Origin of the sequence: Burkholderia sp. 9120 (genome assembly GCF_000745015.1) — a bacterium.
Taxonomy (GTDB): Bacteria; Pseudomonadota; Gammaproteobacteria; order Burkholderiales; family Burkholderiaceae; genus Paraburkholderia.
This window is the reverse complement of sequence record NZ_JQNA01000002.1, coordinates 2951965-2966182: the sequence shown is the minus strand read 5'-3', so window position 1 is coordinate 2966182 and position 14218 is coordinate 2951965. Positions and strand designations below refer to the sequence as shown.

Annotated in this window: 9 protein-coding genes; 4 read left to right on the top strand and 5 right to left on the bottom strand. The window is 62.9% G+C overall.

Annotated features, from left to right (window positions below):
• The first annotated feature begins 70 nt into the window (after positions 1 to 70).
• Both FA94_RS21425 and FA94_RS21420 read left to right on the top strand, forming a co-directional pair.
• On the top strand, positions 71 to 1330 hold the full coding sequence (locus FA94_RS21425; protein ID WP_035554813.1) for an MFS transporter: 1260 nt from the start codon (positions 71 to 73) through the stop codon (positions 1328 to 1330).
• Between the two features lie 17 nt (positions 1331 to 1347).
• Positions 1348 to 2613, top strand: a complete 1266-nt coding sequence (locus tag FA94_RS21420; protein WP_035554811.1) for a D-amino acid dehydrogenase — start codon at positions 1348 to 1350, stop codon at positions 2611 to 2613.
• A gap of 161 nt (positions 2614 to 2774) precedes the next feature.
• Here FA94_RS21420 and FA94_RS21415 read toward each other — a convergent pair whose 3' ends face one another.
• The 3 genes from FA94_RS21415 to FA94_RS21405 all read right to left on the bottom strand — a co-directional run bounded on the left by FA94_RS21415 (position 2775) and on the right by FA94_RS21405 (position 10110).
• Complete coding sequence (locus FA94_RS21415; RefSeq protein WP_035554809.1) at positions 2775 to 4244, bottom strand: glutamate synthase subunit beta; 1470 nt, start codon at positions 4242 to 4244, stop codon at positions 2775 to 2777.
• Between the two features lie 150 nt (positions 4245 to 4394).
• The gene (locus FA94_RS21410; protein WP_035554807.1) at positions 4395 to 9098 is read right to left on the bottom strand and encodes a glutamate synthase-related protein; all 4704 of its coding nucleotides are present in this window, start codon (positions 9096 to 9098) and stop codon (positions 4395 to 4397) included.
• Between the two features lie 304 nt (positions 9099 to 9402).
• Complete coding sequence (locus tag FA94_RS21405; protein ID WP_035554805.1) at positions 9403 to 10110, bottom strand: transposase; 708 nt, start codon at positions 10108 to 10110, stop codon at positions 9403 to 9405.
• 187 nt (positions 10111 to 10297) lie between these two features.
• On the opposite strand from FA94_RS21405, the gene FA94_RS21400 reads away from it, so the two are divergent.
• Both FA94_RS21400 and FA94_RS21395 read left to right on the top strand, forming a co-directional pair.
• Positions 10298 to 11023, top strand: coding sequence for an OmpW/AlkL family protein (locus tag FA94_RS21400; protein ID WP_035554803.1), 726 nt, complete (start codon positions 10298 to 10300; stop codon positions 11021 to 11023).
• Between the two features lie 380 nt (positions 11024 to 11403).
• Entirely contained in the window at positions 11404 to 11784 is a 381-nt protein-coding gene (locus FA94_RS21395; RefSeq protein WP_035554801.1) for an ElaB/YgaM/YqjD family protein, read from the top strand.
• 70 nt (positions 11785 to 11854) lie between these two features.
• On the opposite strand, the gene FA94_RS21390 is transcribed toward FA94_RS21395, so the two are convergent.
• Complete coding sequence (locus FA94_RS21390; RefSeq protein WP_035554799.1) at positions 11855 to 13066, bottom strand: deoxyguanosinetriphosphate triphosphohydrolase; 1212 nt, start codon at positions 13064 to 13066, stop codon at positions 11855 to 11857.
• 71 nt (positions 13067 to 13137) lie between these two features.
• Positions 13138 to 14214: a 3-dehydroquinate synthase gene (gene aroB / locus FA94_RS21385; RefSeq protein ID WP_459251940.1), complete on the bottom strand. Its 1077-nt coding sequence runs from the start codon at positions 14212 to 14214 to the stop codon at positions 13138 to 13140.
• Positions 14215 to 14218: the final 4 nt, after the last annotated feature.

Sequence of the window (14218 nt, the reverse complement as noted above, 5' to 3'; positions counted from 1 at the left end):
CCCCGTAGAATACGAACACCCCTTTTTCCAGCCGCCGGCAGGCCAAAAGACCTGGAGACCATAACAAAACATGCCTTCTCTCCAATGGTTCACCGAATTGACCCAGCGCGAGCGCCGCACGCTTTACGCCGGGTTCGGCGGCTACGCAGTCGATGCCTTCGACTTCATGATCTACTCGTTCCTCATTCCGACCTTGATCGCGACATGGGGCATGACGAAAAGCGAAGCCGGCATAATCGCGACCAGTTCGTTGATCTCGTCGGCGATAGGCGGATGGCTGGCCGGCATTCTCGCCGACCGCTACGGCCGCATCCGCGTGCTCCAGTGGACCATTGCCACCTTCGCGCTGTTCACCTTCCTGTCCGGCTTCACGCATTCATTCTGGCAACTGCTCACCACGCGTACGTTGCAAGGCATCGGCTTCGGCGGTGAGTGGTCGGTCGTGACGATCATGATGGCCGAGACCATCCGCTCGCCACAGCATCGCGCCAAAGCCGTCGGCACCGTGCAAAGCAGTTGGTCGTTCGGCTGGGCGGCCGCGGCGATCATCTACTGGGCATTCTTCGCGCTGCTGCCCGAGCAGGTTGCGTGGCGAGCCTGCTTCTGGATCGGCCTGCTGCCCGCGGCGTGGATCATCTACATTCGCCGCAATGTGAGCGACCCGGAGATCTATCTGGAAACGCGCCGCGCTCGCGACAACGGCTTCGATACGTCGCACTTCCTGCAGATCTTCTCGGCGTTGCATCTCAAGACCACCTTGCTCGGCAGCGTGTTGTGCACCGGCATGCTCGGCGGCTATTACGCGATCACCACCTGGCTGCCGACCTATCTGAAAACCGTCCGCCATCTCTCGGTGTTCAACACCAGTGGTTATCTGATCGTTCTGATCGTCGGTTCGTTCACCGGATATATCGTCGGCGCGATTCTTTGCGACAAGATCGGCCGGCGCGCGTCGTTCGTGCTGTTCGCGATCGGCTCGTTCGTGCTCGGCATGGTCTACACCATGCTGCCGATCACCGACGGCATGATGCTCGCGCTCGGCTTTCCGCTCGGCATTGTCGTGCAGGGGATTTTCGCGGGCGTGGGGGCGTATCTGTCGGAGCTTTATCCGAATGCGATACGCGGATCGGGGCAAGGCTTCTGCTACAACCTGGGGCGCGGACTCGGCTCGTTCTTTCCGATACTCGTCGGTACACTGTCGCAAACCATGACGCTGGTGAAGGCAATGGGCATCGTGGCCGGTTCCGGTTATCTGCTGGTGATCGTCGCCGCGCTCTGTCTGCCGGAAACCAAGGGCAAAGTACTCGGCGCGGCTAGCCCCGCCGCCTGACCGCGCTGCACACATTCATGAAAACGATTGTTCTGGGCGGCGGCGTGATCGGCGTCGCCACCGCTTTTTACCTGCGTCAGCAGGGCTGCGACGTTACGCTGATCGAGCGTGAACCCGACGTCGCGCTGTCCACCAGTTTCGGCAACGCAGGCGTGATCGCGCCGGGTTATGTGACGCCGTGGGCCGCGCCCGGCATGCCGACCAAGATCCTCAAATATCTGTTCAAGCCGGCCTCGCCGCTGATCTTCCGGCCGACCTTCGACCCGGCGCAGTGGCGCTGGATCGCGCGCTGGCTGCGGGAGTGCGATCTCGAACGCTTTCGCGTCAACAAGCAGCGAATGCAGCGAATCGCTTATTACAGCCGCGACTGTCTGCACGAATTCCGCCGGGCCCATCCGTTCGAATACGGGCGCAGCCAGGGCTATCTGCAGTTGTTTCGCAGCGAGTACGACGTGGAGCTTGCGCAGCCGGCGCTGACGGTATTGCGCGATGCGGGCATTGCACATCGGGAAGTGAGCGCGGCGCAATGCGTCGAGATCGAGCCGGGTTTGCGCTGGGCGCGCGAGGCGCCGCTTTCGGGTCTCTATCTTCCCGACGACGAAGCCGGCGACTGCGCCCGCTTCACCCGCGAATTGCGCGCGGTGTGCGAGCGTAATGGCGTGCAGTTTCGCTTCGACACGACGATCAAGTCGCTCGATGTGCAAGGCGGTGCGGTGCGCGGCGTGCGTGTGGAAAGCGAGCGCGGCATTGAGACGGTGCCGGCCGATGCGGTCGTGGTGGCGCTGGGTGTCGACAGCGCGGCGTTGCTTGCGCCGCTCGGCGTAAAGGTGCCGCTCTATCCGGTGAAAGGCTATTCGGCGACCCTGCCCGTCATCGACGAAGAAAAAGCTCCGCGCGCCGCGCTGATGGACGAATCGCTGAAAACGGCGATCACGCGCTTCGGCAATAACCTGCGCGTGGCCGGCACGGCGGAACTCGGCAACGGCCGGACCACGTTGCGCGAACAGGCGCTGCAGACGCTAATGAAAGTGCTCAAGGACTGGTTCCCGCACGCGGCGAATCCGACCTCCGCGCACTTCTGGGTAGGCCGCCGGCCGATGACCCCCGACGGCGCACCGCTACTCGGCGCGTGCGGCCTGGACAATCTGTGGCTGAATCTCGGGCACGGCTCGACGGGTTGGGCGATGTCGATGGGGTCGGGGCGTGTGGTCGCGGATCTGATTACGCAGCGTGAGCCGGAGATCGATCTGGAGGGGCTGACGTTGGCGCGGTATCGCGGATAACAACGCGCGGTCGGCATACAACTAAAAAGCCGGGTCACCCTCTCAGGTGCCCGGCTTTGTTTTTTCACGGCTCGAGAATCCAGCCTTGTCGTCTCCACCTCGTCCTGCAAGCAGTAGCCGGTTTCCACCGCAGCGCGGCAGCGGAAACCGGCCGGAGACGTTTAACGCGGCAGTTCCGAATGCCCCATCAGGAACGCGTCCACCGAACGCGCGCACTGACGGCCTTCGCGGATCGCCCACACCACCAGCGACTGGCCGCGACGCATGTCGCCCGCCGTGAACACCTTGTCCACCGACGTGTAATACGCCTTGTCGCCTTCGGTCGCGGCGCGCACGTTGCCGCGCGCGTCCTTGTCGACGCCGAACGCTTCGAGCACCGGCGACAGCGGCTGCGTGAAGCCCATGGCGAGCAGCACCAGATCGGCCTTCATTTCGAATTCGGAGTTCGGCACTTCCTGCATCTTGCCGTCCTTCCATTCGACGCGCGCCGCGATCAGCTTCTCGACCTTGCCGTTCTTGCCTTCGAGGCGCTTGGTCGCAACCGCCCAATCGCGCTCGCAGCCTTCGTCATGCGACGACGACGTGCGCAGCTTGATCGGCCAGTACGGCCACACCAGCGGCTTGTTCTCTTCTTCCGGCGGCTGCGGCAGCAGTTCGAATTGCGTAACGCTCTTCGCGCCGTGACGATTCGACGTACCCACGCAGTCCGAGCCCGTATCGCCGCCGCCGATCACGACCACATGCCTGGCCTTCGCGAGCAACTGGTTCGCAACCTTGTCGCCGGCATTGACCTTGTTCTGTTGCGGCAGAAATTCCATCGCGTAGTGAATGCCTTCCAGCTCGCGGCCCGGCACCGGCAGATCGCGCGGCGTTTCCGAACCGCCGGCAATCACCACCGCGTCGAACTGTTCCTTCAGTTCCACCGGCGTAACGGTTTCCTTCGCCGTGTTGCCGATGTGCTCCGGCAGCGAATCCGCGCGGCCGATGAACACGTTGGCACGGAACGTCACGCCCTCCGCTTCCATCTGCCGCATGCGGCGATCGATCAGCCACTTCTCCAGCTTGAAATCGGGAATGCCGTAACGCAGCAGACCGCCGATCCGGTCGTTCTTTTCGAACACCGTCACATCGTGCCCCGCGCGCGCCAGTTGCTGCGCGACGGCGAGACCGGCGGGGCCGGAACCGACCACGGCGACCTTCTTGCCGGTCTTGTGCTTCGGCGGCAGCGGCGCAACCCAGCCTTCGGCCCAGGCCTTGTCGATGATCGCGTGTTCGATCGACTTGATGCCGACCGGGTCGTCGTTGATGCCGAGCGTGCACGCCGCTTCGCACGGCGCCGGGCAGATGCGGCCCGTGAACTCGGGGAAGTTGTTCGTCGAGTGCAGCACTTCGATCGCGTTCTTCCAGTCCTGATGAAACACCAGGTCGTTGAAGTCCGGGATGATGTTGTTCACCGGGCAGCCGTTGTTGCAGAACGGAATGCCGCAGTCCATGCAACGCGCGCCTTGAATCTTCGCTTCGTCGTCGCTCAGTGCGGCGACGAATTCCTTGTAGTGCTTCACACGCGTGAGCGGAGCTTCGTACGTCTCGTGGCGACGTTCGAACTCGAGAAAACCGGTTGCCTTGCCCATGTGGTTCTCTTCTCTATCTGTATCAGGTGGGGTGATCTACACCCGCCGCGGCGCACCGTTGAACGGTGACCGCGCGCGGCGGGTACGGCTTAAGGGTGACGTCCCGCTGGCAACTTGCCAGCGAAGCGGCGGTGCGGCGATGTGGCAGGGTTAAGCGGCGAGCACTTCCTTGTTCGCCTTCTTCGCGGCCATTTCGCCCAGCGCGCGCTTGTATTCGGTCGGGAACACCTTCACGAATTGACGGCGCGACGCGTCCCAGTTTTCGAGCAGCGCTTTCGCACGCGGCGAGCCCGTGAACTGGAAGTGACGCTCGATCAATCCCTTCAGCAGCGCTTCGTCGGTCACGCCGGTGTGCCACAGGCCCTTGTCGACCGTGCGCTCCTGTTCGGCCGTTTGCAGGACCGGTTCAAGCGCGACCATCGACTTGTTGCACTTGCCCGCGAACGAGTTGTCCGGATCGAACACATACGAGATGCCGCCCGACATGCCGGCCGCAAAGTTACGGCCCGTTTCGCCGAGCACGACGACCGTGCCGCCCGTCATGTATTCGCAACCGTGGTCGCCCGTGCCTTCGACCACCGCCGTTGCGCCCGAGTTACGCACGCAGAAACGCTCGCCGGCCACGCCGCGGAAGAAGGCTTCGCCTTCGATCGCGCCGTACATCACCGTGTTGCCGCAGATGATGTTTTCTTCGGACTTGCCGCGGAAATCGTTGGTCGGACGAATGATGATGCGCCCGCCCGACAGGCCCTTGCCCACGTAGTCGTTACCGTCGCCGACCAGATCCAGCGTGATGCCCTTCGCGAGGAACGCGCCGAAGCTCTGACCTGCCGTGCCCTTCAACTGGATATGAATCGCGTCGTCGGGCAAGCCGTCGTGGCCGTACTTCTTCGCGATCGTGCCGGACAGCATCGCGCCGACCGTACGGTTCACGTTGCGCACCGGCTGGATGAACGAGACGTGCTCGCCCTTTTCGATCGCGGCTTTCGCCTTCTCGATCAGCACGTGGTCGAGCGCCTTCTCCAGACCGTGGTCCTGCATGCCGACATGCTTACGCGCCACGTCCGCCGACACTTGCGGCTGATAGAACACGCGTGAGAAATCGAGACCCTTCGCCTTCCAGTGCTCGATGCCCTTCTTCGTATCGAGCAGTTCGGCGTGACCGATCAGGTCGTCGAACTTGCGGATGCCCAGTTGCGCCATGATTTCGCGCGCTTCTTCCGCAACGAAGAAGAAGAAGTTGACGACGTGTTCCGGCTGGCCCTGGAACTTCGCACGCAGCACCGGATCTTGCGTCGCGACGCCGACCGGGCAGGTGTTCAGATGGCACTTGCGCATCATGATGCAGCCTTCGACGACGAGCGGCGCCGTCGCGAAGCCGAATTCATCCGCGCCGAGCAGCGCACCGATCACGACGTCGCGGCCGGTCTTCATCTGACCGTCGGCCTGCACGCGGATCCGGCCGCGCAACTGGTTCAGCACCAGAGTCTGCTGCGTTTCGGCGAGACCCAGTTCCCACGGCGTGCCCGCATGCTTGAGCGACGACAGCGGCGACGCGCCCGTGCCGCCGTCCGTACCGGCGATCACGACGTGATCCGCCTTAGCCTTCGCGACACCCGCAGCGACCGTACCGACGCCCGACTCCGACACCAGCTTCACCGAGATGCTGGCCACCGGATTCGCGTTCTTCAGATCGTGGATCAGTTGCGCCAGATCTTCGATCGAGTAGATGTCATGGTGCGGCGGCGGCGAAATCAGGCCGACGCCCGGCACCGAGTAACGCAGCTTGCCGATGTATTCCGACACCTTGTGACCCGGCAACTGGCCGCCTTCGCCCGGCTTCGCGCCTTGCGCCATCTTGATCTGGATCTGATCGGCCGACGACAGGTACTCCGCCGTCACGCCGAAACGGCCCGACGCCACCTGCTTGATCTTCGAGCGCAGCGAATCGCCGTCCTTCAGCGGAATGTCGACGATCACTTCTTCGCCGATCACGGACTTCATCGTGTCGCCGTTCTTGATCGGAATGCCGCGCAGTTCGTTGCGATAGCGCGCCGAATCTTCGCCGCCTTCGCCGGTGTTCGACTTGCCGCCAATGCGGTTCATCGCGACCGCCAGCGTGGCGTGTGCTTCTGTGCTGATCGAGCCCAGCGACATGGCGCCGGTCGCGAAACGCTTGACGATGTCCTTCGCCGATTCGACTTCGTCGAGCGGGATGGCCTTGGTCGGATCGAACTTGAATTCGAACAGACCGCGGAACGTCATGTGACGCTTGGTCTGATCGTTGATCAGATGCGCGTATTCCTTGTACGTCTGATACGAGTTGCTGCGCGCCGAGTGTTGCAGCTTGGCGATCGCATCCGGCGTCCACATGTGTTCTTCGCCGCGCACGCGGTACGCGTACTCGCCGCCCGCGTCGAGCATGTTCGCGAGAACCGGGTTGTCGCCGAATGCGTCGCGGTGCAGACGGATCGCTTCTTCCGCGACGTCGAACAGACCGATCCCGCCCACCTTCGACGAGGTGCCCGCGAAGTATTTCTGCACCAGATCTTCCGCCAGGCCGACCGCTTCGAAAATCTGCGCGCCGGTGTACGACATGTAGGTCGAAATGCCCATCTTGGACATGACCTTCATCAGGCCCTTGCCGACCGCCTTGGTGAAGTTGTAGACCGCCTTCTCCGGCGACAGGTCGCCCTTCAGGCCGGCCGCGAGCTGGCCGAGCGTTTCCATCGCGAGGTACGGGTGAACGGCTTCCGCGCCGTAGCCCGCGAGCAGCGCGAAGTGGTGCGTTTCACGCGCCGAGCCGGTTTCGACCACCAGACCGGCGCTCGTGCGCAGACCGTGCTGCACGAGGTGCGTGTGGATCGCGGCGGTGGCCAGCAGCGCCGGAATCGCCACGTTGTCGCGGTCGGTTTTGCGGTCCGACACGATCAGCATGTTGTAGCCGGACTTGACCGCGTCGACGGCTTCCGCGCACAGCGAAGCGAGGCGCGCTTCGATGCCTTCCTTGCCCCACGCCACCGGATAGCAGATGTTCAGTTCGTAAGAGCTGAACTTGCCGCCCGTGTACTGATCGATCTCGCGGATCTTCGCGATGTCCTTGAAGTCGAGCACCGGCTGCGACACCTCGAGACGCATCGGCGGGTTGATGTTGTTCGTGTCCAGCAGGTTCGGCTTCGGACCGACGAACGACACCAGCGACATCACCATGTTTTCGCGGATCGGGTCGATCGGCGGGTTGGTGACTTGCGCGAACAGCTGCTTGAAGTAGTGATACAGCGTCTTGTTCTTGTTCGACATGACCGCCAGCGGCGAGTCGTTGCCCATCGAACCGACCGCTTCTTCGCCGGCTTGCGCCATCGGCGCCATCAGGAACTTGAGATCTTCCTGCGTGTAGCCGAACGCCTGCTGACGATCCAGCAACGCAGCGGCTTCGCGGCGTTCCGTCGCGACGTCTTCGGCCTTCGGCTCGATTTCGTCGAGCTTGATCCGCACGGCGTCGATCCAGCTCTTATACGGCTTGGCGTTCGCGAGGTTGTCCTTCAGTTCCTTGTCGTCGATGATGCGGCCGTGTTCCATGTCGATCAGGAACATCTTGCCCGGCTGCAGACGCCACTTCTTGACGATCTTCGACTCGGGGATCAGCAGCGTACCCGCTTCCGACGCCATGATGACGAGGTCGTCGTCCGTGACGATGTAGCGCGCCGGACGCAGACCGTTACGGTCGAGCGTCGCGCCGATCTGACGGCCGTCGGTGAAGGCGATCGCGGCGGGGCCGTCCCACGGCTCCATCATCGCGGCGTGGTATTCGTAGAACGCGCGGCGGTTGTCGTCCATCAGCGTGTGCTGTTCCCAGGCTTCCGGGATCATCATCATCATCGCGTGGACGAGCGGGTAGCCGGCCATCACCAGCAGTTCGAGACAGTTGTCGAACGAGGCGGTGTCCGATTGGCCCGGATAGATCAGCGGCCACAGCTTCGGCAGGTCGTCGCCGAGCACGTGCGACGCGATCGCGCCGGTGCGGGCGTTCAGCCAGTTGACGTTGCCCTTCACCGTGTTGATTTCGCCGTTGTGCGCAATCATCCGGTACGGGTGAGCCAGTTCCCACGCCGGGAACGTGTTGGTCGAGAAGCGTTGGTGCACCAGCGCCAGCGCCGAGACGGTGCGCTCGTCCTGCAGGTCGCGGTAGTACACGCCGACCTGACCGGCCAGCAGCAGGCCCTTGTAGACGATCGTGCGCGCCGAGCACGACGGCACGAAGTATTCCTTGCCGTGCTTCAGCTTGAGCGCCTGGATGCGGTGGCTCGCGGTCTTGCGGATCACGTACAGCTTCCGCTCCAGCGCGTCGGTCACCATGATGTCCTTGCCGCGGCCGATGAAGATCTGGCGGATCAGCGGCTCGCTCGCCTTGACGGTCGGCGAAATCGGCATGGTGTGGTCGACCGGCACGTCGCGCCAGCCCAGCACGACCTGGCCTTCGGCCTTCACCGTCCGTTCCAGCTCCTGCTCGCAGGCCAGACGCGACGCGTGTTCTTTCGGCAGAAAGACCATGCCGACGCCGTACTCGCCGTTCGGCGGCAGCACCACGCCCTGCTTGGCCATTTCCTCGCGATAGAAGCCGTCCGGGATCTGGATCAGGATGCCCGCGCCGTCGCCCATCAGCGGATCGGCGCCGACGGCGCCCCGGTGGTCGAGGTTTTCGAGAATCTTCAGGCCTTGCTCGATGATCTCGTGGCTTTTCTTGCCCTTGATATGAGCGACGAAGCCGACGCCGCAGGCGTCGTGCTCGTTTTGCGGGTCGTACAGACCTTGCGCGGCGGGAACCGGATGAGTCGGTTGCTGGTGGTCGTTCATGGGGACACCGTCTGTAGGGGGCCGGACAGGCCGTTAAACCATTTTTCTATTGCCGCGGCTCGCAACCGCAACCGCGACGGCGCTTTGAGCGGGACACGCTGAAATGCTACGCGTATCAAAAAGCGCCGGAATTCGGAATATACGCGACGAATCAACGGAATAGCAAATAAAACATGATGATCAATCCCTAATTATCAAGTTGGTGCATTGCGGTGTATTTTTATTGGTGCCACATCAAAACCGTGCAAAAGAAAACGGCATACGAAGATGCCGTTCGGATCCAACCCTTTGCTGCGAAACGCTTTTATTGCTGCTGAGGCGTCTCGCGCACCTTGCGCGGCCGGCCGCGCGGCAGCGGCGACACGCGCCGATTGGCGGCCCGCGCCGCCCATTCGCGGTAGGTATCGCTGCCCAACACCCAGCCTTTTAGCGTGGCCTGCTGAAGCTGACTGGCTTCGCGTTCGTCGAGCGGCTGCTCGCACAGATCGCGATACGCGCGCTGCCGTTCGAACGGCGTATTGCCGAGCGACCAGTACAACGGGTGGTCGGTAATCAGGCTGTCGAGCGTCAGGCCGATGTGATGACGGTAGCTCGACCAGCGGTAGTCTTCCGGCGCGCTCACCAGTTGCGCACGCACCGGACACATTTCGACGACGCGGCTCGCCAGCAGAAAGTAACGTTCGCCTTCGATCACCGTGGCGCGGTAACGCCCTTCCCACAACGTACCGCGACGCGCGTAGCGCCGGTTGAAGTGCGCCACGTAGCGGCGCCCTACCGCCTGCATCGCCTTCGGCAGGCTCGACTCCTCGGTCGGTGTGACGAGCAGTTGCACCGCACCCGGCATCAACGCATAAGCGTGAATCGATAAGTGATGGTCGCGCGAAGCCGCTTTCAAACAGTCGATGAAAAGCTCGTAGTCCTGGTCGTCGACGAACGCGGGCTGCTGGTCGAGTCCGCGGAGGATGACGTGCTGCGGCTGGTCAGGGACATAGAGACGTGCAAGCCGTGCCATGCTGGAGTATCCGATAGTCGCGTTGGTACATACCCGAAGGTCCGAAAAGCCGCATGCGCCCTACGTTCGGCGCGGCGCGGCTGAGCCAGAAACCGCGCGGTGCTTAGGGAGAAAGCTCTAACCGCCGCGTATGGTTTGTTTCAAACGTTGTAGTCATAATGAGCGGGCCTTTTCTGGAGGAGCACATATGAAATTAAAACAGGCCGTAACGGGGCTCGCGGCGCTAGCCTGTATGTCAACGGCAGCGCACGCGCAATCGGCCGGCAGCTTTTTCGTCACAACAGGCTGGTTCCATCTTGCGCCTCAATCGAGCAGCGACCCGTTGAGAATCACAAGTCTTGGCGGCAGCCCCACCAACATTAACGAACCCAACACCGGTGCATCGCTGGGTTCCGCCGACACGCTCGGCTTCACCGCCGGCTACTTCGTCACTGATCACATCGCAACCGAATTCGTGATCGGCATCCCGCCTTCTTTCGACCTGAACGGCACGGGCAGCCTCGAACAATTCGGCAAGCTGGGCCAGGCAAAACAGTGGAGCCCGACTCTGCTGTTCAAGTACTACTTCAACGCACCGACCGCTACGTTCCGCCCATATCTCGGCGTTGGCGTGAGTCGCATCTGGTTCACCGACCAGAAGATCACCAACGGCGCGTTTGAAGCTAATGTTCTGCATGGTCCGACCAGCGTCAGTACGGATAGTTCGTGGGAGCCGGTGTTTAATGCCGGTTTCACTTACGCGTTCAACCAGCACTGGTTCGCGGGCGTCTCGATCTCGTATCTGCCGCTCAGCACGACCGCCAAGCTGACCACCGCCGCCAACACGCCGGTCGGCACGCTGACGGCCACGTCGCAAACCAAGATCAAGCTGAACCCGATCGTTTCCTACGTCAACATCGGTTACCGTTTCTAACGCTTCGCGAAAATAGGGACGCGTTTAGTTAGGGTAGTCGAATTTTCGTGGCTTGGACAACGCCGTCATCGATCCAATGACGGCGTTTTTCGTTTCATGTGTGCTCCGGGGCCGCACGCTGGCCGCGTGCGCCCTATTTCCGGGCCGGTGCGAGTGTTTGTAAATTTGACCCGCAATCGCACCGGCTCGTGCAATATCTGCTGACGAATAGCCGTCGACGAGGCCGCCGTCCGGCGACGCGAACGAGGCTGCGCGGCAATCGGGCCGCGCTCACGGGTTTGGCACCAAAGTTGCGTCCGCAGGGTGTTTCCCGCGTCGTGGACGTGATGTGCGTCTGTGTGACGAGGCGTGGGACCTTTCACCTCATCGACGGAGCGACCATGACAGCACTTCCGAATACGCGAGACGCCCTCGGCGAATCCTGGACCAGCACGAGCCGCCGTGCGAAACGTATTGCACGCCACGGCCGCCACGCGGCCGAAGATATCGCGGGCGAACTGCGCACGCTGATGTCCGAACTTGAATCCACTTTGGCCGATGGCACCCAGGCCGACGCCGTGGCACTGCGCGGCAAACTGCGCAAACAGCTGGAAGCCGCGCGCGCACGTTTGAACGACACGCGCGAAGCCGTGCGCGAGCGCGCTGAAGTCGCGATCGCCGACGCCGACGATTACGTGCATGAAAACCCGTGGCAGACGATTGCGATCGTCGGCGGTGTTGCGCTGATTGCCGGGGCGTTGTTCGCGTCCCGCTTGCGGTAGCACGCGCTAGCCTGCGGTAGTTTGCGGCAGGCAGGTTGCGGCGCCGGTCCACGCCGGCGCCGTGTCGCAATCAGTTGTCTTCGATCACGAACAGCCGCTGATACTCCTTGAGCGCATACCGATCCGTCATCCCCGCGATGTAATGCGCGATCAGACGGGCTTGCTGCGCTCCGTCAGCGGAGAGGTAACCCGGCGGCAGCAGCCGCGGATCTTCCGTGAATGCGTTGAACAGGCCAATCACGACGCGCCGCGCCTTGTTGGCCATCCGCATCACGCGGTAATGGCGGTACAGGTTCTTGAACAGAAAACGCTTGAGCACCGCGGCCTGCGCGGCGATCGCTTCGCTATGCGCGACCAGCACGGGCGCGGCACGCACCGCGTCGAGCGAAGTCGGCGCGTAGCGGACCAGATTCAGCCTGGTCGTATCGATCAGATCGACGATCAGCGTGTTGATGATGCGCCGCACCGTCTCGTGAATCAGCCGGCGCCCCTCGATCTGCGGAAAATCGCTGCGCGCCGCCTCGTAGTGCGTCTGCCATAACTCCACTTCGGCGAGTTGCTCGACCGTGATCAGGCCGGAACGCAGGCCGTCGTCGACGTCGTGGTTGTTGTACGCAATCTCGTCGGCGACATTGGCGATTTGCGCTTCGATAGAGGGCTGGCGGCCTTCGAGAAAGCGCTCGCCCAGCGCGCCGAGCCGTCGCGCGTTTTCCCGCGAACAGTGTTTGAGAATCCCCTCGCGCGTTTCGAAGCACAGGTTCAGGCCGTCGAACGCGCCGTAGTGCTCCTCCAGATCGTCGACCACCGCGAGACTTTGCAGATTGTGTTCGAAGCCACCGTGCTCGCGCATGCATTCATTCAACGCGTCCTGACCGGCATGGCCGAACGGCGTGTGGCCCAGATCGTGAGCCAGCGAAATCGCTTCGACGAGGTCTTCGTTGACTCGCAGATTGCGCGCCACCGAGCGCGCAATCTGCGCCACTTCGAGGCTATGCGTGAGACGCGTGCGAAACAGGTCGCCCTCGTGATTCACGAAGACCTGCGTTTTGTATTCGAGCCGGCGGAACGCCGTGGAGTGCACGATGCGGTCGCGGTCGCGCTGGAATTCGGTGCGGGCGCTGGGCGCGGCTTCCGGATAACGGCGGCCGCGCGACTGCGCCGAATGCGCCGCGTACGGCGCGAGGTGCGCTTCGAGTGATTCCTGGGTGAGCACGCCGAGCGCCGCCGTGCCGGCCAGCTCCGCAGGGTCGTGCTTTACATCGTCGCTGCGCCTGTCTGTCACCGGGTTCTCCGAAACATAAACGGCGCCACGTGACGCGGGTGCGTGATGCTTTGCCCGGCTAGCCGCCGTCGTTAGATCGCGGCAGCCAGCGTGGCCTGCACCTCGTCGTCGGGCGCCTGGGTGATCAGCGTCTCACCGAAACGCTTCAGCAGAATGAATTTGATCATGCCGGCTTCCGCCTTCTTGTCGACCTGCATGAGTTCGACATAGCGCGACTCGCCGAGCGCAGGCGCCCGGGTCGGCAAATGCGCGGCGACGATCACGTCGACCAGGCGTTTGCGCGCGGTCTCGTCGAGATAGCCCATGCGGACGGACAGATCCGCCGCCATCACCATCCCGCAGCCGACTGCCTCGCCGTGCAGCCATTCGCCGTAGCCGAGCCCGGCTTCGATCGCGTGGCCGAAGGTGTGACCGAAATTGAGAATCGCGCGCAGTCCGCCTTCACGCTCGTCCTGCGCCACCACCGACGCCTTGATCTCGCACGAGCGTTTGACCGCCTCGATCAGCGCCGCGGGCTCGCAGGCGTTCAGCGCCGCGACGTTCGCTTCGATCCAGCTGAAGAAACCGGCGTCGGCAATCGCGCCGGTCTTGATCACTTCGGCGACGCCCGCCGCCAGTTCGCGCGCCGGCAGCGTGCGCAACGCGCCGATGTCGGCGATCACGGCTTGCGGCTGGTAGAACGCGCCGATCATGTTCTTGCCGAGCGGATGATTGATGCCGGTCTTGCCGCCCACCGACGAATCCACCTGCGACAGCAACGTTGTCGGCACCTGAATGAACGGCACGCCGCGCATGTAGCAGGCCGCGGCAAAACCCGTCATGTCGCCGATCACGCCGCCGCCCAAAGCGATCAGCGTGGTCTTGCGATCGGCGCGCGAGCCGAGCAGCGCGTCGAAAATCAGGTTCAGGGTGTCAAGGTTTTTGTACGCTTCGCCGTCCGGCAAAACGACCGTGGAGACCTGCTTGCCGAGCGGCGCGAGTGCGGCGCGCAGCTTGTCGCCGTAAAGCGGTTCGACGGTGGTATTCGTGACGATCGTGACCGAACTACCGGCAATATGCGGTGCGAACAATGCGGTCTGGCCGATCAGATCGGCACCGATATGGATGGGGTAGGCGCGCTCGCCCAGTTCGACATTGACGGTAATCATACGG